This is a genomic window from Thalassospira marina, assembly GCF_002844375.1.
GTDB classification, from domain to species: Bacteria; Pseudomonadota; Alphaproteobacteria; order Rhodospirillales; family Thalassospiraceae; genus Thalassospira; species Thalassospira marina.
Window position 1 is genome coordinate 1,911,115 of sequence record NZ_CP024199.1, and the last position, 21,660, is coordinate 1,932,774.

The following is a 21,660-nucleotide window of genomic DNA, read 5'->3' on the forward strand; positions in this document are numbered from 1 at the left end:
GTGCATTCAGAACAGCTTAGAATAATTCAATGCCGCCAGCGCAATATATGGCGGCATTTTTGTATTGAACCGTTCCAGTCAGTCTATTGTTTTTGGGCATACTATCCTTTATCCTGAAAGTAAGAGGAAAAATATCCTCATTTTGGGACATGCAGCTGCAGCTTTCCGCGGTTATCCGCCGATACAGGTAGTTTTGGGGAGCCAGTTTGCATAATGCCGGTGACGACAGCCTATACGTACGAAGTACGTGTCAGGCGTGGGGATCGATGGATCATTCACGCCACTTATAACACTGAGAAAGAAGCCACCAGCGAAGCAGAAAATGTTTTGCGGGGCAAGGTTGCTGCCGTTCGCGTTGTTCGGGATTGGGAACGCGAGGATGGGCGCCACATCGAAAAAGTTCTTCTGGAAAAAGAAGGGCTTGGCGAAGCCGACAATGATCCGGTCCGGGTAACCCCGATCGAGGATGCGGCGTTATGTGAAACCGACGACGATTTGCTTGGTGTTGAAAGCCGTTCGACCATCAATCGGCTGTTGCGCAAATATTTTGAACAGGAAGTACTGACCCCGACCGAGGTCATGTATAACTTCAAAAATATGCGCAAGCTGATGTATCACGATACATTGCTGCCCAGTGCGGTTGACCGGGTTGCGACGATTCATTCGCGCACGACCGAAGGCAACCATATCGAGGCCTCCAACAAGCTGCACCGTGCGATTGACACGCTGGCTGCCCGTGCGCGCCAGGTGGAAAAATACGATTTACCGCAGTTTGAAGACGCCACCATCGCCGAGGTGCGCCGCGAAATTCAAAGCCTTCGTCTGGCCGAAGATACCGATTTTCTGACGATGGTTGCGCTGACGCGCGAGCTTTCATCATCCCGCAGCTGGATTGGCAAGCTGGACTTTGCCCTGAAGGTAAAAGGCGACCCCAAAGACGATGGCGCGCGTGCCATGGTCGATGATGTGGTGGCCGATATTCTGGGTTCACCCGTCGCCCTTAAAGACCTTTTGGGGCCATCGCGCAGCTTTGGCGATGCGGTATTGCTTCATATCGATCTGGCGCTGGGCAAGGCAAAGGGTAATCGTGGGGCCGCACAGGATGTGCTGGACCTGTTAAACCCGTTATTTGCCGCGGGCCTTTTGCCGAAATCGCAATTTGTGCTGTTTGATTATGTCGCGCGCGAACTTAAAAGTCCGAATTCGTTTTCCCGCCATGAAGATGATGCCGACCAGCTTGTGCAAGTTCTGGACCGTCTATTGAATGCGGATGGTGTTGTATTTGGTCAGCCCATGGTCGAAGCACTGGTCGAACGCGGTGCGCGCGTGCGCAATGTGGGCGGCAGCCGTGCCTTTGGCGAGGGGGTCGAAGAAATCGTTGGTTGCCTGGCACCGGGCTGGCGCCGGTTGGCGTTTTTGTCCGAGGTAACGAAAAACGAACGTTCTGCCGATATTGGCAGTGAATTGATGGAACTGACGCGCAAAACCGTTGCCGATATGCGGGGTCTTCGGGCGTTTTGTGGCCCCGAAGCCAAACCGCGCGAAAAAATGGCCATGGTCACGCGCATGCATGAAAAGGTTGTTCAGTCCAATTTTGTCGAAGAGCTGAAACATCACCTCAGCGAAAAGCTTGATAGCGGCCTTGCCGACTATCTGACCCGCGAAAAGGTGATTGAACGGATCGATAACCCCGACCTTCACTTGCGCCAGCGCGCCTATATGCTGGTCAAATTCTGTTCCAGCGGTGTGTTGATCGAGGGGAAATCGGCGACCATGGCGCGAAAAAGGGTGGTTGGTTATTTGCGCCAGCCCAATTTCACCGAACGCCTGGTCGATGATTTGCAGGAAAACAGCGAAAAAGAAGGAACGCTGCGCGATTTTTACGCCCTGTTGCAGCGAAGCGGATTTTAATCGCGCGCGATTTAAATTGAGCTTTCAGGAAAAACGCCCCGGAACCTTCCGCGGGCGTTTTTCTTTGCCCGAATATTTTGCCACCTGTTTGGCAAGATCGGTGGGGTCTTTGTCATTGTTGCCAGCATGCCTTTTGGGCAAACTGCTATCCAGTCGCCAGGAGGCCGCAATGACCCGTAAGTCAGCACCCGCACGCCAGAACCCGCATTCACAAAAACGCACCATCGCCTGTTATGCCTTTGACGGCGTGATGAGCCTGGATATCACCGGCCCGCTTCAGGTTTTTGCCTCGGCCAATACCGAATTGGTGCGCCAGGGTAACCAGCCTGCCTATGACATTGTTGTGTTTGCCGAAAAGGCAGGCCCGGTTCAGACATCGGCGGGGATCAGGCTGCATGCCGATATGGCAAGGGCAGATATTAACCCTGCCGGCATCGATACCATCCTTGTTCCGGGCGGCGAGGGGATTGACGTTGTATGCCGTGATGCGGGCATTCTGGCATGGTTTGAAGCCGCTGCTGGCGCATGTGGCCGGTTGGGTTCTGTTTGTTCCGGCGCATTATTGCTGGCGGCAGCGGGGCTTTTGGATGGTCGGCTGGCAACCACGCACTGGTCGCGCTGCGATGAAATGCGGACGAGCTACCCCATGATCGGGCTGGTTGAAAACCGCCTGCATACCTATGACCCGACCGGCCTGGATGGGGATGGGCATATTTTCACATCAGCCGGTGTGACGGCGGGCATCGACCTTGCCCTTGCCTTGCTGGAGGATGATTTTGGCCGTGCCCTGGCGCTAGCTGTGGCGCGTCGGCTGGTGATGTTTTTAAAACGCCCGGGCGGGCAGGCACAGTTTAGCGCCTATCTGACGCCAGCCATCGGAGCATCCGCCAAACTGGCGGAATTGCTGGAATGGCTGCCGGCCAATTTGCAGGCTGATCTGTCGCTAGAAGCCATGGCCGAACGCGCCGGTATGTCCCCCCGGACTTTTTCGCGTGTTTTCACCCGTGATCTGGGGCTGTCACCCGCGCGCTATGTGGAACGTATGCGTGTCGAGGCGGCGCGTGGCCTGTTGCAGGGCGGCGATATCACCATTAACCGGGTGGCGCGCCTGTGTGGTTTTGGTCATCCCGAAACCATGCGCCGCGCCTTTCACCGGCATTTATCCATCAGCCCGCAGGATTATGCGGAAAGGTTTGGCGCAACCCTGTTTGCCGGTGCATCTGTCCCAACCGGCTGATTTCATTTTTTACGTAAATCAATTCATCTGACACGAAAGTTGGCAACATGCTGTTACTGACAAATGGACAGGTGCGCCTGCTGTTTATCGCCCAGGCGCTTTATTGGGTATGCTCGATGGTCGGCATTACCCTGACATCACTGGTCGGGGTTCAACTGGCCCCTTATGCGGGGCTGGCAACGCTGCCTTTGGGGTTGCTGGTGCTGGGTAATCTGGGTGGGGTTCAACCCATTTCAATTTATATGCAACGCCATGGGCGGCGCGCAGGGTTAATGGCCGGGGCCCTTTGCGGGGTAATCGGCGCGCTGGTGGCATCTGCCGGGGTGTGGATGGGCAGTTTCACCGTGTTTTGCATTGGTGCTGTGCCGATTGGCATTTATCAGGCATCGGCGCGGTATTATCGCTATGTCGCGCTGGAGGCTGTTGAAAGCCATCATAAAGGGCGTGCTGCGGCCTATGTAACCGGCGGGGGTGTGCTTGCCGCGCTTGTTGCCCCGGAATTGGCCGTGTGGGCGCGTGATGCGCTGGTGATCCCGTTTCTTGGGGCCTATCTGGTGATGGTGACGATGTCGGTTCTGGCAATTGTGTTGTTGGCCAGGGTGAAGCCGGGCGATATCCCGCCGCGATTGCCCAATGGCGGTGCCATCATGCGTGAATTGCTGTTGCGGCCCAAAATTTTTGCTGCCGTTGCCATCAGCGCCATAGGCCAGGGTGTTATGGTGCTGATCATGACGGCAACGCCCCTTGCCATGAAATTTTGCGGCTTTGATATCATCCAGTCATCCGAAGTCATTCGCTGGCATTTTATTGGCATGTTTCTGCCAGCCTTTGTCGCCGGGCCATTGATTGACCGGCTGGGTGCGAAAAAGGTCGCAACATTTGGTTCTGTCATTTTGTTGATAAGTGGCATTGTCGCCCTTGGCGGTATTGATCAGTCCCATTTCCTGATCAGCTCGCTTTTGCTGGGGCTGGGCTGGAATCTTATGCTGCTGGCAGGCACAACGCTTTTGGGCGAGGGGCATGATGCCAGCGAACGTGGCCACGCCCAGGCCGTGATGGAACTTGCAAATGGCTTTTTGGGGGCTGCGGCATCCTTTGCCGCCGGGATGCTGATCGTCAATGCCGGCTGGGATGCGGTTAATATCGGCCTGATGCCTGCTGTTTTGGTGGGGCTGGTGATTTTGGTTCTGTGTGGTCGCCCGGCTCGGGTGACATCCTGATGATCTGTTTGGCTTGAAATGTTCCGGGTTGATCCGTGCCAACCTGTAATCTGCATACAAAAAGCCCGCCGGGGGATAGTCCGGCGGGTTAGTTTTGTGGGGTATTTTCGACAGGTGTGAAAATACCCCGGCGCGATTGCAGATAAATCTCGATGAATGCAGTGGGCGATCACCACAAACGGCGTGGTGACAGCCTGCAGATCGTAAGTGCCAGGAACCGGATAATAAAAAAGCCAGCAATCATGCTGGCTGCAGGGACATTTCCGGGCTGTTTGAAGCGACAAAGTCCTTGATTTTCTGAAGGACAAAATCGCGCGAAGCGCTTTCGCGGGTTTGAAACAGAACTTCGCGTTCCCGGATCACCAAACCCAGATAAACCGGATCGGTGCGATCTTCATGCTGAAGTTTCAGGGTGCGCAAAACATGGCCGTAGTCATCAGTGCTTTGATAGACGGTCCGCATCGGGTGCTCCTGCGTGTCTCTTCTTCACATCAGTGCGGGGAATGCTTCATCCCGCAGGCCGACTTTATGGCAGAAATTCTTTTCCGGCCCGTGACAGCTCTGTGATTGTTTAAAGACAGTCACGAAAAGTTGCCTCAATGCGCATTGGCTTTCGCTCTTAATTTCCACGGCAATATGCCATGGTCAGATCAAAGGGGTTCACCCCATCAACTGTAACCGGGACGTTTGATCCATGATCGATCTATACACATTTGGCACGCCCAATGGCCGTAAGGTCTCCATCCTGCTTGAGGAGCTGGAGGCCGATTACACCCTTCATGTTGTCGATATCAGCAAGGGCGAACAGTTCGCGCCGGAATTTTTGGCAATTTCACCCAATAACCGGATTCCCGCCATTGTGGATTCGGACGGGCCGGGTGGCAAAAAAATCGAAATTTTTGAAAGCGGTGCAATTCTCATCTATCTGGCCGAAAAATTTGGCAAATTCATCCCGGCGGACCCGCATGCCCGGATTGAATGCCTGAAATGGCTGATGTGGCAAATGGGGGGCTTTGGGCCGATGCTGGGCCAGGCACATCATTTCCTGCGCGCAGCCAAGGAAGACGTGCCCTATGGCAAGGAACGTTACGTTACCGAGGCCAAACGCCTTTATGGCGTGCTTGACGGGCATTTGGCCCAATCGCACTTTCTGGCTGGCGATGAATATTCAATTGCCGACATGGCCTGTTATCCCTGGGCCTGCCGCCATGAGTGGCACCAGGTGGACCTTGCGAATTACCCCCATGTCAGCCGCTGGAAGGATGAAATTGCAAAACGTCCGGCCGTTGCGCGGGGCATGGTTGTGCCCAATGATCGTTAAGGCATCATTTCAGGGTTGAACAAGGCCCGAGAAATGACAGGGCAGGGCGGATTTTTGCTGAAAATTGGGGCTAAATGCACAATAGTAAAAAGAAATCCGCCCATACCCGGTTTTGAGGCATTGACAGTCCCGGATCGGATGTTTAAGAAAGGCGGCGTTCCACACGGAACACCACGAAAAACGGGCAAGTGGCCGAGTGGCTGAAGGCGCTCCCCTGCTAAGGGAGTATGGGGTCAAAAGCCCCATCGAGGGTTCGAATCCCTCCTTGTCCGCCAGTGAAAAAGGCTCCCTTAAAGGGAGCCTTTTTGCATTTCGGTTGCTAGATGACCAGCTGGGGGCTTAGGGATGTATGCTGCTTGCTGGTTCAATTTTGACGATATTTTCCTGTATTCCCAACTTGATGTGATGCACAGGTTTGTTCGCAACAGCGGATCGTTGTATCGATAGGGGTATGAGGTGCGCGCTGGTTTAGAGTTTTATTGTTTTCAAGTTGAAGCAGTATCGTCTTTTTCCCAGAGATTTTCCCTCTCGATCTGGGTCTGTTCCCGGAGAAAACTACCGTAAGCGTGGATGTCGTCGAGCAGCGCTAACGTACTTTTGTTTTTCAATGGTTTGTCTTTGTCGATTATTTCGCGCTCTAAGTCATATTCAAGGCTTGTAAGGTAGGCCGCGATCCGGCTTTTTGTGACCTTCATAGCAATGATTGTGCTTGCAACATCATCCGTGATGGTTATCGGAGGCGTTGGGATATCAATAGATGATATAGCAACATTAGTTGCTGCAATTTGTGAACAGGATACTGGCACGTTTTTCAGCACTTTAGCTGCGGTTTCGGCTAAAATTTGACATACAGTGCCAACTGCGGCTGCTTCGGAGTAAAATAAACTATTTGTTTGTTTTTCGATGCGCCGAAGGTCTTCGTCTCGCATTTTTCGTTGTGCGGTAATTTGAACCTTTGTTGCAGCATATGCAAAAGAACCGCCGACTAGACCTAAAACACCTGCAAAGATCGTTTCCCATGAAAGGTTGGAAAATCCTTTACCGTACAATGTGCCAGCAGTAAACGCAATGATAGCGACCCCGCTAATAACAATAGCACTTAGCCAACTGCTGTATTTTTGAATCACCTTATGCCCCCAATTAATTTTGTTTGGTAGTATTTTTCTCCTGTTAGTATCTGCGGTCAAGCTGCCTATAAGTGGGGAAAATGATGGCTGCTTTAGTTCGATTAGTTGTAGCGGGCTGAGCTTTTTTACTTCATTTCCGCAAAAATAAAGGCAGCATCGAAATGCTGCCCTGGATCACGGTTATGTGGTTAGCGATCAGCTAAACGCATTGAAGGTGATGATGGTCTGGGTGTCTTTGATGTGCGGCAGGGCGTGAATTTTTTCGTTCACATAGCGGCCAATATCCTGGCCGTCTTCAATATAGACCTTCACCAGCAGTTCAAACGGGCCCGAGATCGAATAGACTTCGGAAACACCTTCGACTTCTTCCACCAGTGCTGCGGCAACATCATAGGCTTTGCCAAGTTCGCATTTCACGAAAATGAAGAAGGGATGCATGGTGGCGTCTCCAGAAAGGATTAAACAGGACGCCAAGCTAGCTTGGCTGGCGTGTGGTTTCAATAAATTGTCGGTTACCAATTTGAAATAGGTAATTTGGGGTCGGGCGAACCCTGGTTGCTTTGCGGTATGGCGGGTGGGGCGCGGATTAGCGCCTATTCGGCGGCAGGCGGGCGGCGGCGCAGTCTTTCAAGATGTTCGATGCGGTCACGTACATGGTCGGGGTTAAGCCTGCCGACACCTTCTAGCAGCGTTTCCAGAAGGGCCATGCTGGCAGCCGCGCTGTCCCATGTGGTGGCAGTTTCGATTCTGACCGGGAAAACATGGCGGGCGAAACGCGCAATCGGGCTGAGCCACTGGTCGGTAAACAGAATAACCTTTGCCCCCTGGTTGGATGCGGTTTCGGCAAAGGTAATAACGTCGTTCTGATAACGGCGTACATCAAATACCAGCAACACATCGCGCTTGCCTATATCCAGCAGATCTTCGGTCCATTTGGTGTTTTGGCCTGATACCCGGCGGACATTGGCCCGCATGGAGCGCAAATGTTCATAGGCATACACCGCAAGGGCCGATGAAAACCGGCCGCCCAGCACATAAACCGCACGTTTTTGATCTGCCAGGAGTGAAATTGCGCCTTCAAGTTCGGTTGGTGCGATATTGGAAAGCGACAGCCTAATATTTGAGGTGATGGCATCAATCATGTGATGGAGCAATTCACCCATCGGATGGCCGCTTGCCGCAACGGCAGCGCGGGGCAATGCGCTTCGGGTTAATGGGGATTGCAGGCGTGCCTCCAGCTCGCCGCGCAGGCGCGACTGCATTTCGGGGTAGCTTTCAAATCCCAGTTTCCCGGCAAAGCGCAACACTGTAGGGGCCGAAACCCCGCAGCGTTCGGCAAAGGTTGCCACCGTTTCCAGGCCCGCCATCGGGTAGTGCCCCAGCAGGGCCTGGGCAAGTTTGCGTTCGGACGCGGTTAAATCATCGGCCTTTTGCGTGATCAGTTCCGCAACAGTGGGCGGTGTGGTTTTGTCCGTGGCGTCCAAATCGGTTTTTCCCGTGCGGTAAAGCTGGAAAGAGGGGGCTTTCTGATAAAGCCGGCAGGTGGTGGGATGCTTCCTATAGTCGATCTTGTCGGATTTGTCACATCACCTTGGATGGAATTGTAATGAATTTTACATCAACTAACAATCTTGTCATTTAAACAGGCATCATGTAACGTCTATTACATAGAGGCAAAAATGCCCTTTGCCACCAAAGGTGGCGTGACTGAAAAATGACTGCCGGAACCGGCAGTTGATCGCCTGGGAGGCGACACAAACGTAACGTCCATTGTTTCGGCAATGCAGGGGTTGACGTCATATGGAAATTTGCCAGCAAAGTGATGGGTATGGTGTGCCCATCAGGGGTTTTGCCAAGCAGCGGACATGATGGTTTCGCTGGCGGGATTTTTGCGGCTGTTTTACATCTGATCAGGCATTTCTGCAACGCGGGGTGGTTGCCCTGTGGCTGTTTGATGGCGTTGTTGGCCACTTATGCCAATTGACTGGTTTTACCCCGAATTCGGGCAAGGCGGGTTTATGGCCCGATGCTTGAAAGACCAGGATATCGGGGGATGGGATAGTGAAAAATGCCTGACGTGATTAAAGCCTATATCCGGTGGATTGACCGGATAAACCGCATTATCGGGCGGTTTGCCATGTACATGATTTTCGCGATACTGGCTGTTCTTTTATATTCGTCTTTTACCAAGACCTTTATGTATCCGGCACTTTGGACGCTGGAAACGGCACAATTCCTGATGGTTGCCTATTTTCTGCTGGGTGGTGGCTATTCCATGCAGCTTGACAGCCATGTGCGCATGGACCTGTTTTACGGCTCGTGGAAGCCCAAGACCCAGGCCATTGTCGATGCCTTTACGGTCGTGCTGCTGATCTTTTATCTCGCCTTTCTGCTATATGGCGGCATTTCATCGACCAGCTACGCCATCCAGTACAATGAAACCAGCTATTCAAGCTGGTCGCCGCCAATGGCGCCGATCAAAATCGTCATGACATTTGGCGTGTTTCTGATGCTGTTGCAGGCGATTGCGACCTTCTTTCGGGATATTGCCCGTATTCGCGGGGAGATCCTGTAATGAGTTATGAAATGATCGCATTGTTGATGTTCGCATCAATGATGCTGCTGTTGCTGACAGGCAAGCGTGTATTTGGTGCCATCGGCGTGGTTGCGGTTGTGTTTTCGCTGGCCCTGTGGGGCGATGGCGGGTCTGAAATGGCCTTTAGTGCGGCCATGAAGCTGATGAAATGGTATCCGCTGCTGACTCTGCCATTGTTCATTTATATGGGTTATATGCTTTCGGAATCCGGCATTGCTGATGACCTGTATCGCATGTTCCATGTCTGGATGGGGCCGGTGCGCGGCGGGCTTGCCATTGGCACCATTGTTTTGATGGTGGCAATTTCGGCCATGAATGGGCTTAGCGTCGCGGGGATGGCGATTGGTGCCAGCATTGCCATGCCAGAGCTTTTGCGCCGTGGTTACGATAAAATCATGGTGACAGGCGTGATCCAGGCGGGCAGTTCGCTGGGTATTCTGGTGCCGCCCAGTGTTGTTCTGGTGCTTTATGGCATGATTGCGCGCCAGCCCGTCGGTCAGCTTTGGCTGGCCGGGGTGTTTCCCGGGCTGATGATGGCTGGTTTGTTCGTGCTTTATATTGCCGTGCGCTGCTGGTTGAAGCCTGAAATGGGACCATCCCTAAGCCGCGAAGAACGTGCTGCCGTAAGCTGGAGCGAGAAAATCGTGTTGCTTAAGGCCGGTTTGATCCCGCTTTTCATTTTCTTTTCCATGACCGGGCTGTTTTTGCTGGGCTACACCTCGCTGGTGGAAAGTTCGGCTGTTGGCGCACTGGCCGCAACGCTTGCCGCGATTTTCAAACGGCGCTTGACCGCGCATGTCATGGAAGAAACCCTGCGCAAAACGCTTTCCATCACCTGCATGTTCATGTGGATCATTCTGGCGGCATTGTGTTTTGGTGCGGTGTTTGACGGGCTGGGCGCTGTGCGCGCGATCGAGAATTTCTTTGTCGATCAAATGGGGTGGGGCCCGTGGCAGATCCTGATCCTGATGCAGGTATCGTTTATCATTATGGGCATGTTCCTCGATGATACGGCGATGCTGGTGATTGTTGCGCCGCTTTATGTGCCGCTGGTCGGGCATCTCGGGTTTGATCTGGTTTGGTATGGCGTTCTTTATACCATCACCTGTCAGATCGCCTATATGACGCCGCCCTTTGGCTACAACCTGTTTCTGATGCGGGCGATGGCCCCGCCGGAAGTCACGTTGAAAGACATTTATCAATCCATTACGCCGTTTGTACTGATCATGGTTCTGGCCCTGGTCCTGGTGATGGCGTTTCCGCAAATTGCCCTTTGGCTGCCCGGTGTCCAGTACGGCCATTAGGGGCGGGTGATGTGCATATGACCTGCCCCTGGGCGTATTTTCCGGGGCAGGTCCAATAAACAGAAACCATCCGAGGATTCGATACTCGAGAAACGGAGAGGGGCGGTTTCGCCGTGCTGGCGAACCAGAATTGCGGGAAAAATCCCGCCAGTTTATTGATCAGGGAGATAATAATATGACTTCAAGACGCGAATTTTTCCGCAAGGCGGGCCTGGCAACGGCAGCCGCCGGGACAACGGCCTTTGCGGCCCCGTATGTCAAGGCGGCAAATGCCAAAATTACCTGGCGTCTGCAAACCTATGCCGGGCCGGCGCTGGCGGAACATGTAATCAAACCGTCGATTGACCGGTTCAACAAAATCGCCAATGGCGAAATGGAAATCGAACTGTACCATGCGGACCAGCTGGTGCCGACGGGCGAGCTTTTCCGTGCCATGCAGCGTGGCACCATTGATGCGGTCCAGTCCGACGATGATTCGATTGCAGCACCGGTCGATGTTTCGGTCTTTGGCGGTTATTTCCCGTTCGCATCGCGCTACAGCCTCGATGTGCCGACGCTGTTTTATGAATACGGCCTCGATAAAATCTGGGAAGAAGCCTATGACGAGGTTGAAGGCGTCAAATGGCTTTCGGCTGGTTCGTGGGACCCGTGCAACTTTGCCACCGTTGCGCCGATCCGCAGCCTGGCAGATTTGAAAGGCAAGCGCATCTTTACCTTCCCGACGGCGGGTAAATTCCTGTCGCGTTTTGGCGTCGTGCCGGTCACCCTGCCATGGGAAGATGTGGAAGTTGCCGTTCAGACAGGCGAGCTTGATGGTATTGCCTGGTCGGGCATCACCGAGGATTACACGGTGGGCTGGGCCGATGTGACCAAATACTTCCTGACCAACAATATTTCCGGTGCCTGGTGCGGGTCCTATTTTGCCAATGAAGAACGCTGGAACGAGCTGCCAGACCATTTGAAAGAGCTTTTCAAGGCCTGCATGGATAGCTCGCATTATCATCGCCTGTATTGGTATTGGGCGGGCGAGGCCAAATTGCGCACCCAGGGCACGAAAATGGAACTGACCTCCATCCCTGATGCGGAATGGAAACAGGTTGAAGCAGAAGCCCATAAATTCTGGGATGAGATTGCTGAAACCAGCCCGCGTTGCAAAAAGGTTGTCGAAATCCTCAAGCAATATGCGGACACGATGGAAAAGGCAGGCGCGCCTTATCGTTACAGCTGATCACGCTTTTGCAGGCAGGGCAGGCATTGTTTATCGATGCCTGCCTGTTTCTTGCCGGTATGACGCAGGATCACGCAGAACGATGCCGTTTTGAGTGATTGTAATGAATTTTACAGTTCGGCGCGGGTGCGTAAAAACTATTGGCGAATTGTAAAATTTATTACAATATCGGCGCTACCGTTAGGCGATCAAAAAAGACCGAACGGATAAAAAACGAAAAAAGCGATCTTGAAAAAAGACGATCAAACAGGAGGCCGCCCATGGAGGCGAAACAGGTTAAGACGGCAGAAGATGCCCGAAAACTGATCGAAGAGCGCCAGATCCGCTATGTCAAAGTTGGCGTTTTTGATGTTGATGGCATCATGCGGGGCAAATACATGCACAAGGACAAATTCCTGTCCGCCCTTGACGGTGGTTTTGGTTTTTGTGACGTCGTGCTGGGCTGGGATTCCAATGACCAGCTTTATGACAGCGCCAAATTCACCGGCTGGCATACGGCATATCCCGATGCGCCGGTGCGCCTGTTGCCTGATACCTGCCGTGAACTGCCGATGGAAGACGACACCATCCTGTTTTTGGGGGAATTTGAAGGCGAAGCGGAAAATGTGTGCCCGCGCGCCGTGTTACGCCGGGTGCTGGATAAAGCCGCGAATATGGGTTTTCGCGCCACCGCAGCCTGCGAGTTCGAGTTTTTCCTGTTTGAAGAAACGCCCCATTCGGTGCGCGAAAAATGCTATCGCGATTTAAAAAACATCACGCCGGGTTTTTACGGTTATTCGATGTTGCGCAGTTCCGTCCATGCCGAATTTTACCGCGATCTTCTGGATCTGGGCGAGGCGATGGATTTTCCGATTGAGGGCCTGCATACCGAAACCGGCCCCGGCGTATTAGAGGCCGCCATTGCCCATGACGATGCCTTGCGCGCTGCTGACAAAGCAGCCCTGTTTAAGACCTTTACCAAGGTGTTGGCGCAACGTTCTGACTGGATGGCGACCTTTATGGCGAAATGGTCGTCAGACTGGCCGGGGCAGTCCGGGCATATGCATACGTCGCTGTTTGATATCGAAACCGGAAAGTCGGTATTTTTTGATGATAGCAAACCCCATAACATGTCCGATGAAATGCGCTGGTTTGTCGGCGGGCAACAAAAACTGATGCCTGAATTACTATCGATGGTGGCCTGCACGGTGAACAGTTATTCCCGTTTGATCCCCGGTTTCTGGGCACCAACCAATGCCACCTGGGGTGTTGAAAACCGCACCACAGCATTGCGCGTTATTCCCGGCAGCAGCAAAAGCCAGCGTGTCGAATATCGCATCGCAGCAGCCGACATTAACCCCTATATCGCGCTGGCGGCCTGTATTGGGTCGGGCCTGTGGGGGATTGAGAACCGGGTTGAACCAACCGATGCAGTTACCGGGAATGCCTATGAACAGGAATTCCCGGCCGAACTGACAATCCCGGCGACTCTTTATGAGGCAGCAGGCAGGTTGCGTAAATCAACGGCGGCAAATGCCCTGTTTGGTGAAAAGTTTATCGAACATTACGCCCAGTCCCGTGAATGGGAAGAACGGGAATTCCGCAAGGCAATTACCGACTGGGAAATGCAGCGTTATTTCGAGATTATTTGATCAAAATATCACTGTATCAATGAAATACGGGAAAATTTGAATGTGAAAAATCACATTTGATTGGCCCGAAAAGCACCACCATTTTCATCCTGTGAGGAAGAATGTCTGAGACTTTAAGAACCATCTCGCCTGTTGATGGATCTGTTTATGTTGAACGGCCATTGGCAAATGCGGCAGATATTGATGCCGCCCTTGATAAGGCCCGCGACGCGCAAAAGGCATGGCGCGGCGTTCCCATTGCCCAGCGACAGGAAATTTTGCGCAAGGCGGTTGCAGCCTTTGTTGCCAAGAAGGACGAGATTGCCGCTGAAATCAGCTGGCAGATGGGCCGCCCGATTTCACAGGCAGGCGGCGAGGTTGGCGGTTTTGAAGAACGCGCAACCTATATGATCGATGTCGCGCCCGAAGCACTGGGGGATTATAACCCCGGCGAAAAAGCCGGTTTTAACCGCTTCATCCGGCGCGAGGCCCTGGGTGTTGTTGCCATTATCGCACCCTGGAATTTCCCGTATCTGACGGCAGTTAATGGCGTAGTACCGGCATTGATGGCCGGGAACAGTGTGGTGTTGAAACATTCGCATCAAACACCGCTTTGCGCCGAGCGCTTTGCCGAAGCCTTTGCTGCGGCAGGCTTGCCTGATGGCGTATTTCAGCATTTGCATCTAAGCCATGCTGATGCCGAAAAGCTGATGGGTGACCGCCGGGTGGATTTTGTCAATTTCACCGGTTCGGTTCCTGGCGGGCATGCGGTACAGCGTGCGGTGGCGGGTAAATTCATTGCCACGGGTCTGGAACTGGGTGGTAAGGACCCGGCCTATATCCGGGCGGATGTTAACCTGGCCCATGCGGTCGAAAACGTTATTGACGGGGCGTTTTTCAATACCGGCCAATCCTGCTGTGGCATTGAACGCATTTACGTTCATGAAAGCCAGTATGATGCCTTCGTTGATCAGGCAGCCGCGTTGGTCAGCCAGTATCGCCTTGGCAGCCCGATAGACCCCAACACAAATTTGGGGCCGATGGTACGCGCCAGTTCGGCCGATTTTGTGCGGGGGCAAATCGCCGATGCGATTGCAAGCGGGGCCAAGGCCCTGATTGACCCGGCCACATTCGCCGCCAATGCCGAAGGCACGCCGTATCTGGCACCACAGGTGATGGTGAATGTTGATCATTCCATGCGGGTGATGAGCGAGGAAAGCTTTGGCCCGGTTGTGGGCATCATGAAGGTTTCATCGGATGAAGAAGCCATCCGCCTGATGAATGACAGCGAATTTGGCCTGACAGCATCCATCTGGACCGCCGATGAAGAAGCCGCCCTTGCCATTGGTGATCAGCTTGAAACCGGGACGGTCTTTATGAACCGTGCGGATTATCTTGATCCGGCGCTGGCATGGGTCGGGGTTAAAAATTCCGGTCGGGGCTGCACGCTGTCAAAGATTGGCTATGAAAGCCTGACCCGGCCGAAAAGCTTCCATCTGCGTACCAAAATTTAAGGGCAGGCGCCGTTGCGCCGTGCCAGGGGAAACATTGCCATGAGCAAACATATCACCGGAAACTGGAATTATCCGACGCCTGTTCGTTTTGGTCCGGGCCGGATTGCGGAACTTGCCGATGCCTGCAAGGCACTGGGTATGACACGCCCGTTACTGATTACCGACGAGGGCCTTAAGGACCTGCCAATGGTGCGTGATGCCATTAGCGCCAATGAACAGGCAGGTTTGCCTACCGGGCTTTTTGCCGGGGTAAAAGGCAACCCGGTTGGCAAAAATGTTGATGATGGTCTTGCTGTTTACCGTGAAGGCGGCCATGACGGCGTTATTGCCTTTGGTGGCGGTTCGGGCCTTGACGCGGCAAAGGCCGTGGCCCTGATGGCGGGGCAGTCACGCCCGATGTGGGACTTTGAAGATGTTGGCGATAACTGGACCCGTGTGGACCCCAAGGGCGTTGCACCGATTGTTGCCGTGCCGACAACATCGGGCACCGGGTCCGAAGTTGGGCGCGCTAGCGTCATTACCAACGAAGACACGCACGAAAAGAAAATTATCTTTCATCCCAAAATGTTACCGGGGATTGTTATATCAGACCCTGAACTGACAGTCGGCCTGCCAGCCCATGTTACGGCGGCAACCGGGGTGGATGCCTTTGTACATTGTTTTGAAGCCTTTTGTGCGCCGGGCTATCACCCGATGGCCGATGGCATCGCCCTTGAAGGCATGCGCCTGATTGCCGATGCATTGCCGCGTGCCTATGACGATGGCAAGGATATTGTTGCCCGCGCCGATATGCTGGCGGCGGCTTCGATGGGGGCGACGGCCTTCCAAAAGGGGCTTGGCGGTGTTCACGCGCTGGCCCATCCGATTGGTGCAATTTTTGATACCCACCACGGCCTGACCAACGCCATTTTGCTGCCCTATGTCATGCGCGCCAATCGCAAGGTGATCGAAGATAAAATGGTGATTCTGGGCCGTATGCTCAATATCGCCGCGCCGGGTTTTGAGACCATGTTTGACTGGGTGCTGGGTTTCCGTACCCGCCTTGGCATCGTCAATACGCTTGCTGAAATCGGTGTTGATGTTGATCGCGCCGACGAAGTCGCGACCAAGGCAAAGGCCGATCCGTCAGACGGGGGCAACCCGGTTGATCTTTCGGTTGCGGATTACGCCGCCATTTATCGCCGTGCCTGCGCGGGCGAACTGGGCTGATACAGGCGATCACATCAAATCGGGATCGGGGACAGGCAATGGGTTTGAAAATACTGGTCGTGGATGGCAATCTTGCCAGGGTCAACCAGCTTAACCAGTCGCTGGGTGGGTCACCATCTGGCGAGGGATATGTTGCTGCCCTGCATCTTCTTGATCCCGATATTGATGCGACAATTGTTCATCCGGCCGATGACGGGCCGGATTGCCTGCCATTTGGCATTGCACTAACTGATTTTGACGGGATCGCCTGGACAGGGTCGGCATTGAATGCCTATGCCGATGAACCCGCCGTTGCCAACCAGTTACCGCTTGCCCGGGCCTGTGTTGAATCCGGCGTGCCGGTATTTGGCAGTTGCTGGGGCATGCAAATAGTGGCCCAGGCCCTGGGCGGGGAAGTCCGGCCCTGTGAAAAGGGCCGTGAAATTGGCATTGGTCGTGAAATTCTGGTCAATGAAGCGGGCGAAACCCACCCGTTATTTGCAGGTCGATCAACATGCTTTAGCGCAATGACCGTGCATATGGACGAAGTGTGGGCCGTGCCTGAAGGGGCGGTTATTTTGGCGGGCAACCGGCATTCTGCCGTTCAGGCCTTTGCACTGGAAACATCGAAATACCGGTTTTGGGGGGTGCAATATCACCCGGAATATTCGCTGGCCGAACTTGCTGCCATTTTCCGCCGGTACGGGCAAAGATTGATTGATGCGGGCCTGTTTGCCGATCAGGCCGCCCTTGATGCCATGGCCGATGACTGGTTCACCCTGCATAACGATACCGGGCGGCGAGACCTTGCCTGGAAATACGGTATTGGCGAGGATACGTTATATGCATCCTCGCGACTAACCGAACTTTCAAACTGGCTGACCTATCTGGTGCGACCCTATGTCGCCAGCAGGGGCTAAAGCTGCTGGCCGGGCTTAGCAGCATCCGTGCCATTGATGCTTTGCGGGTTTATAAGGCCTGTTTGACAGCCTGCTTTGCGCGTTCTTCGACAGTTTGGACATTCAAATCCCAAACCGTGGTGCCGTGGGTTTCTGCCGTCAGGCTGGCCATGGCAAGGCCGCGGGAAACGGCATAATCAAAATCACCGGGTTTGCTGGCGGCTGCGGCGGTGAAGCCGGCAAAAAAGGCGTCGCCAGCCCCATTGGCATCAACAAGGCGGGTTGGCAACGGTGCCCAGAATGCCACGTCGCCACGGTTAAGCGTTACAACACCTTGCGCACCCAGCGTGATAATAACCTGCGGGGTGCCTTTATGATGCAGGATGCCAGCGGCCTTAACGGCATCTTCCTGCGAGCCCACATTCTGGCCGGTCAGAATTTCGCTTTCGATGCGATTGGCAATCAGCAGGTCAACATCGCCAATAATTTCTTTCCAGCGATCCGCCTTGAACGGCGAGACCGTTGCGGCACAAAACGGGATGGCCCCCTTATTGCGGCTTAGCCACGCCAGGGTCTCGACCGGCAGGTTGGCATCGGCCACCCACCAGTCCCATTTTTTAAGCTGCCCCAGACGGGACTGGAAATGTTCGATCGTCAGGCTGTCATAGGTTTCGGCATCCATCAGGCCCAGGGCAAGGTCGCCCTCGGTATTCAGGATGGCGGTATAACCCGGTGTATGCTGGCCGGGCAGGCGGTCGAGCAGGCGGGTATCAATGCCAATTTCTGACAGGGACTGCACAATCTGCCCGCCATCACCATCACGGCCGACGGCCCCGGCCATGCCAACATTGCAGCCCAGCAGGCGCAAATGAACGGCAATATTGCGGCCAACACCACCCGGTTTGCGATGCAGGGTTTTAACCGGGTTGGATGCCGCAGGTACAAACGGGTTCAGACATTGCATGGTGCGGTCAAAATGGGCGGCACCCAGGCACAGGATATTGGCGGGCAAGGACATGAAGGAAATCTTTTAAACCGGGTTTCAAATGTGGGGCGATGAAACGGGTATTCCGCGTCATCTGTTTGATAATCCCCCCATCACGGGCAGGCAAGGAAAACGCATATCAGGGGATTGCCAGATATATAAAAAACGGGGCAGCCTTTGTAGGGCCACCCCGTTTCGATGTCTGGCAGGGATAAGGTAAGCCCTGCCGGGTTATAAAGTGTGTTGTGCCTATTTCAGGATGATGCGGCCCTGTGTGGCCGGGGTCATCGGCGAATTTGCCGCGATATATTCGGCAACCGCATCTTCAAGATTGGGGCCATAATCATAGGCATCAACACCATTGTCGCGGAACAAAACGTAGCCATCGCCACCACGACGCATGAAATCGTTCGAGACAACACCGTATAATTTGTCGTCCTGGATCGGGCTGTAAGCGCCATCTTCCATAACCATGACGTTTGAAACACGCGCACCTTCAGCCGCAGCCAGATCAAGGTCAAATTTCAGTCCGGCAACCTGCGGGAACTGGCCTTTGCCTTCGGCCACGCCAGAAACCCCATGTTCAAGCGATGCAACCACGTTCTTGCCCGAAAGTTTGAAGGTCGCAATCGTGTTCTGGAACGGCAGAACGGTCATGACCTCACCCATATTGACCTGGCCCTGATCAATGCTGGCACGCAGGCCGCCACCATTTTGAATGGCGATCTGGAAGCCTTCGCCGGCCTTTGCCAGCATCGCATCGGCAACAAGGTCGCCCATCGCACATTCCTGCGCACGGCAGGTTTCACGCGATCCGTCGGCTGGTCCTGAAAATTCGCCAACAAGCTGGTTGCGCACGGCATCCACCGGGGCGCGTTTGGCATCAATAGCGGCCAGAACATCGGGTGCCTGTTTGACGCTGCTATCAAGTGCAATAGGATCACCCTGCCATTTGACCGGCACACCATCGTCATTAAAGGTGACGTTCAGATCGCCAAGATAACGGCTATAGGCATAGGCCTGTACGATCAGCACAGGGTCGCCGTTGGGGGTGTGTTCTACAACCGGGTAGGGGTATTGGGCGTTTTTGTCGGTATTGGAAAACAGCAGGTGGTCATGCCCGCCAACAATAACGTCGATGCCATCTACGCGCTTGGCAATTTCAAAATCGCGATAGGACCCGTCATGTCCCAGAACAATGATCTTGTCGATGCCTTCAAGCTTCAGCTTGGCAACAGCGATGCGCAATGCCTCTTCCGATTTCATGAAGGTCAGATCCGGGCCGATAGAGCTGACTTCCGGTGTCTCCTCGGTCGTGAGGCCAATCACGCCGATTTTCTGCCCGCCGGCTTCCAGAATGGTATAGGGTTTTACCTTGTCATGTAGGGGGGATGCAGGACCTGCGACCAGATTGCTTGATACGATAGGGGTTTTGTTATTTTCAATGAAACGGACCAGATTTTCCGGTCCGTCATCAAATTCATGGTTGCCGATCGTCATGGCGTCATAGCCAACCATGCCCATCAGTTCGGCAGTCAGGTCACCTTTATAGGTGGTATAGAAAAGCGATCCCTGAAACTGGTCGCCCGCATCAAGAACCACCGTGTTACCACCTTGGGCGCGGGCATCGCGAATGGCGGTTGCCAGGCGGGCATAGCCGCCAAAACATTTGCCTTCGGTTTCGCCTTTGGCATCGCAGCTATTGTTATATTTGGTGACCGATTCGACCCGGTCATGAACGTCGTTGGTGTGTAAAATTCGCAGTTGATAATCAGCAAGAGCGGGTGCGCCCCCAAGGGCCAGCATCGAACAGGCAGTCAGCAGGCCCAACGTCATCCGTTTCATCGTGTTTGCTCCGGTCAAAGTGCGAAAGTGTGTTTTTGGGTTTGCACCCCAAAAGCCATGTTGTTCAAACCGCTTATGGTAAACAAGGCAGCCCTGATGTCGACTGAAACTATCATGACGGCCCAATTGAAATTACGGGGCCTTAAAACCCGGCGTGGTGAAACTGCGGGGTCATTCGCTGCTGGCGATTTGGCAAGCCGGGTTGATTTTCCAATTGCCGGCCATGTTGTCCTGAGCAAGAGAGAATCGGGACGATTGCATGATCAGTGTGGACGGATTCCAAAAAGGTATTTTACCGGAATGTGACAGTGAAAGCGCTTTCACTCCGGCTAAATTTCTTGAAATTTGTTCGTGCCGTGGTTAAACGGGCCAACGTAAGGGAAATCACTGATAGGGCAGGGCAAAGCGATCATCAATCGGGTCCATTACTGACCATTTGGACAGCTTTTATACCTGATAATGTTCCTCGCCTATTTACACAGGCCCATATTTTGTAGTTACCATATGTCGTCCGTATCCGGTTTAAATGGGGAAAGGCGCAAACAGTCCCGGATAAATCAATAAGGAACGGGCACCGTTTTTCGATGAGGGAGTTCCGCCGTCAAGGGCACTGGCGGGATACAAAATAAGAGAATCAAGCAACAGAAGGGCATCGGAATGAAAAAGCTTCTGACCACAATGGTCGCGGCTGTCGCGTGCTATGCTACGGTAGCGTCGGCTGCCGAAATCAAGCCGGCGGTTGTTTACGATCTGGGCGGCAAATTTGACCGTTCCTTTAACCAGAGTGCCCACGAGGGTGCCGAGAAATACAAAGCAGATACCGGCACAGCCTATCGCGACTTTGAAATCCAGAACGATTCCCAGCGCGAACAGGCCATGCGTAACTTTGCGCGCCGCGGTATGAACCCGATTGTCGTGATCGGCTTCTCGCAGGCCAGCGCCCTTGAAAAAGTTGCTGCCGAATTCCCTGACACCAATTTTGCGATTGTTGACTCGGTTGTTGATCTGCCGAACGTTCAGTCCATTCTGTTCAAAGAACAGGAAGGTTCGTTCCTGGTGGGTGTTCTTGCCTCGATGGCATCGAAATCCCACAAGGTCGGCTTCATCGGCGGCATGGATATTCCGCTGATTCACAAGTTTTCCTGTGGCTATGCCCAAGGCGTTAAATACGCCAATGACAGCACCGAAGTTTTTGAAAACATGACCGGCACCACCGGCGCTGCCTGGAATGACCCGGTTAAGGGTGGCGAACTGGCGAAATCACAGTTCGACCGTGGCGCGGATGTTGTTTACCATGCCGCAGGCGGCACCGGCGTTGGTGTTCTGCAGGCAGCAGCAGATGCGGGCAAGCTTGGCATTGGTGTGGATTCCAACCAGAACGCCCTGCATCCGGGTTCGGTTCTGACCTCGATGCTCAAGCGTGTTGATACAGCTGTTTACCAGGCATTCAAAGATGCAGCCGATGGTAACTGGCATTCCGGTACGACGGTTCTTGGCCTTAAAGAAGGCGGTGTTGACTGGGCTCTCGATGATAATAACGAGAAGCTGATCACCGACGACATGAAAGCAGCCGTTGCCAAGGCTAAAGCAGAAATCATCGATGGCTCGCTGAAGGTTCATGATTACATGACTGACAGCGCCTGCCCGATGTAAGCATCTGACATTCGGGGATCAG

At 53.8% G+C, this 21,660-nt stretch carries 18 protein-coding genes and 1 tRNA gene; 13 read left to right on the plus strand and 6 right to left on the minus strand.

Features of this window, described 5'->3' with window-relative positions; all coding sequences use genetic code 11:
• Positions 1-213: 213 nt before the first annotated feature.
• The 3 genes from CSC3H3_RS08695 (at position 214) to CSC3H3_RS08705 (ending at position 4,368) form a co-directional block, all read left to right on the plus strand.
• Positions 214-1,911 (plus strand): hypothetical protein, encoded by a 1,698-nt coding sequence (locus CSC3H3_RS08695; RefSeq protein WP_101284592.1) that lies wholly within the window; start codon positions 214-216, stop codon positions 1,909-1,911.
• A 169-nt stretch (positions 1,912-2,080) separates the two neighbouring features.
• Positions 2,081-3,148 carry a GlxA family transcriptional regulator gene (locus tag CSC3H3_RS08700; RefSeq protein ID WP_101284593.1) on the plus strand — a complete coding sequence of 356 codons (1,068 nt, stop codon included), beginning with the start codon at positions 2,081-2,083 and terminating at the stop codon, positions 3,146-3,148.
• Positions 3,149-3,195: 47 nt separating this feature from the next.
• On the plus strand, positions 3,196-4,368 hold the full coding sequence (locus CSC3H3_RS08705) for an MFS transporter (RefSeq protein WP_101284594.1): 1,173 nt from the start codon (positions 3,196-3,198) through the stop codon (positions 4,366-4,368).
• Between the two features lie 240 nt (positions 4,369-4,608).
• On the opposite strand, the gene CSC3H3_RS08710 is transcribed toward CSC3H3_RS08705, so the two are convergent.
• Positions 4,609-4,830 (minus strand): hypothetical protein, encoded by a 222-nt coding sequence (locus tag CSC3H3_RS08710; RefSeq protein WP_101266072.1) that lies wholly within the window; start codon positions 4,828-4,830, stop codon positions 4,609-4,611.
• A gap of 232 nt (positions 4,831-5,062) precedes the next feature.
• Here CSC3H3_RS08710 and CSC3H3_RS08715 point away from each other — a divergent pair, with 232 nt between their 5' ends.
• Together CSC3H3_RS08715 and CSC3H3_RS08720 are read left to right on the plus strand one after the other, a co-directional pair.
• Positions 5,063-5,689 (plus strand): glutathione binding-like protein, encoded by a 627-nt coding sequence (locus CSC3H3_RS08715; protein WP_101284595.1) that lies wholly within the window; start codon positions 5,063-5,065, stop codon positions 5,687-5,689.
• 182 nt (positions 5,690-5,871) lie between these two features.
• A tRNA-Ser gene (locus CSC3H3_RS08720) sits at positions 5,872-5,964 on the plus strand.
• Between the two features lie 210 nt (positions 5,965-6,174).
• Here CSC3H3_RS08720 and CSC3H3_RS08725 read toward each other — a convergent pair.
• From CSC3H3_RS08725 to CSC3H3_RS08735, 3 genes are all read right to left on the minus strand, one after another.
• Positions 6,175-6,816, minus strand: a complete 642-nt coding sequence (locus CSC3H3_RS08725) for a hypothetical protein (RefSeq protein WP_157831868.1) — start codon at positions 6,814-6,816, stop codon at positions 6,175-6,177.
• Between the two features lie 195 nt (positions 6,817-7,011).
• Positions 7,012-7,254, minus strand: coding sequence for an Lrp/AsnC ligand binding domain-containing protein (locus CSC3H3_RS08730; RefSeq protein WP_101265969.1), 243 nt, complete (start codon positions 7,252-7,254; stop codon positions 7,012-7,014).
• 155 nt (positions 7,255-7,409) lie between these two features.
• Positions 7,410-8,300: a MurR/RpiR family transcriptional regulator gene (locus CSC3H3_RS08735; protein ID WP_101265967.1), complete on the minus strand. Its 891-nt coding sequence runs from the start codon at positions 8,298-8,300 to the stop codon at positions 7,410-7,412.
• Positions 8,301-8,884: 584 nt separating this feature from the next.
• Here CSC3H3_RS08735 and CSC3H3_RS08740 point away from each other — a divergent pair.
• From CSC3H3_RS08740 to CSC3H3_RS08770, 7 genes are all read left to right on the plus strand, one after another.
• Positions 8,885-9,391 (plus strand): TRAP transporter small permease subunit, encoded by a 507-nt coding sequence (locus tag CSC3H3_RS08740; RefSeq protein ID WP_101265965.1) that lies wholly within the window; start codon positions 8,885-8,887, stop codon positions 9,389-9,391.
• Entirely contained in the window at positions 9,391-10,716 is a 1,326-nt protein-coding gene (locus CSC3H3_RS08745; protein WP_101284597.1) for a TRAP transporter large permease, read from the plus strand. Before CSC3H3_RS08740 ends, CSC3H3_RS08745 begins: the two co-directional genes overlap by 1 nt.
• A 175-nt stretch (positions 10,717-10,891) precedes the next feature.
• Positions 10,892-11,944, plus strand: coding sequence for a TRAP transporter substrate-binding protein (locus CSC3H3_RS08750; protein WP_101266230.1), 1,053 nt, complete (start codon positions 10,892-10,894; stop codon positions 11,942-11,944).
• A gap of 260 nt (positions 11,945-12,204) precedes the next feature.
• Complete coding sequence (locus tag CSC3H3_RS08755; protein WP_101284598.1) at positions 12,205-13,575, plus strand: glutamine synthetase family protein; 1,371 nt, start codon at positions 12,205-12,207, stop codon at positions 13,573-13,575.
• Between the two features lie 101 nt (positions 13,576-13,676).
• Complete coding sequence (locus CSC3H3_RS08760) at positions 13,677-15,068, plus strand: aldehyde dehydrogenase family protein (protein ID WP_101284599.1); 1,392 nt, start codon at positions 13,677-13,679, stop codon at positions 15,066-15,068.
• 39 nt (positions 15,069-15,107) lie between these two features.
• On the plus strand, positions 15,108-16,277 hold the full coding sequence (locus CSC3H3_RS08765; protein ID WP_101284600.1) for an iron-containing alcohol dehydrogenase: 1,170 nt from the start codon (positions 15,108-15,110) through the stop codon (positions 16,275-16,277).
• Positions 16,278-16,315: 38 nt separating this feature from the next.
• Complete coding sequence (locus tag CSC3H3_RS08770; protein WP_101284601.1) at positions 16,316-17,176, plus strand: type 1 glutamine amidotransferase; 861 nt, start codon at positions 16,316-16,318, stop codon at positions 17,174-17,176.
• 49 nt (positions 17,177-17,225) lie between these two features.
• Here CSC3H3_RS08770 and CSC3H3_RS08775 read toward each other — a convergent pair whose 3' ends face one another.
• On the minus strand, positions 17,226-18,173 hold the full coding sequence (locus CSC3H3_RS08775; protein WP_101284602.1) for a carbohydrate kinase family protein: 948 nt from the start codon (positions 18,171-18,173) through the stop codon (positions 17,226-17,228).
• Positions 18,174-18,389: 216 nt separating this feature from the next.
• The gene (locus tag CSC3H3_RS08780; protein WP_101284603.1) at positions 18,390-19,985 is read right to left on the minus strand and encodes a bifunctional metallophosphatase/5'-nucleotidase; all 1,596 of its coding nucleotides are present in this window, start codon (positions 19,983-19,985) and stop codon (positions 18,390-18,392) included.
• 657 nt (positions 19,986-20,642) lie between these two features.
• Between CSC3H3_RS08780 and CSC3H3_RS08785 the strand changes: the two genes are divergently transcribed.
• Complete coding sequence (locus CSC3H3_RS08785; RefSeq protein ID WP_101265949.1) at positions 20,643-21,638, plus strand: BMP family lipoprotein; 996 nt, start codon at positions 20,643-20,645, stop codon at positions 21,636-21,638.
• The last annotated feature ends 22 nt before the right edge of the window (positions 21,639-21,660 follow it).